This is a genomic window from Mycobacterium talmoniae (assembly GCF_001854525.1).
GTDB lineage: Bacteria > Actinomycetota > Actinomycetes > Mycobacteriales > Mycobacteriaceae > Mycobacterium > Mycobacterium talmoniae.
Window position 1 is genome coordinate 1 of the sequence record NZ_MLQM01000358.1, and the last position, 917, is coordinate 917.

Here is a 917-nt window from a genome sequence, read left to right on the forward strand (position 1 = left end):
GGCGGGGTGATGATCCTGCTCTGCGCGCCCGGGGGCAGCCGCTGTCCGGTGGGCACATCGAAGGTCAACGCCGCCACCGGGTCCACCACCCCGTAGCCCACCTGGTTGTCGACGCCGCGGGGCGGATTGTGCGCGGTCTGCACGATCCGGGTGATCACCTGATGCGCCGACAGGTCGGGGAATTTCGCGCGCACCAGCGCGGCCACCCCGCTGACATAGGCGGCCGAGAAACTCGTCCCCCAAAACGGCATGGTTTTGTCGCCGGGCCGGATCGGCGGGTAGGCGTTGACCGGGCCACCGGTCTGCGGGGACAACCCCATGATCCCGACACCGGGGGCCGCGGCGGCCACCCACGGACCGGCCAGGCTCTTGCTGATCGGTGCACCCGCGTTGTCGACCGCGCCGACCGACAGCACGTAGTCGGCGAACCACGACGGCGACGACACCGTCTTGACCTGGTGCCAGTCCCGCGGGTCGGACGGATCCAGCGGGTCAAAGGACGGGTTCTGCGCGCACTCGTCTTCGCCGTCGTTGCCGGCCGCGGCGACGATCACCGCATCCTTGACGATGGCGGCATACCAGACGGCGGCGCCGATCACCCCCTGATCCAGCGGGTCGGCGACCGGCACGCACGAGGTGACGCTGACATTGATCACCTTGGCGCCCAGGTTGGCCGCGTGCACGATGGCGCTGCCCAGGGTGGCGACGGTGCCCGCCTTTTTGCGGGCCTGGGTGTCGCCGGGGCCGGGGTTGACCAACTCGTAGGCACGGGAGGACTGCCGGATGGAGATGAGCACCGCGTGCGGCGCCACCCCGGCCACCCCGTCGGGCGCGTCGGCCGGCGGCGGTGGCACCTCGGGATCCTCGGGCTGGCCGGGCCGCGGATCGCCGGGGCCGTTCGCGGGTTCGTCCGGTGG

General features: G+C 71.9%; 1 protein-coding gene. It reads right to left on the reverse strand.

The window, feature by feature from the left end:
• On the reverse strand, window positions 1-917 hold a 917-nt coding region (locus tag BKN37_RS27350), incomplete at both ends, for a S8 family serine peptidase (protein WP_165618425.1).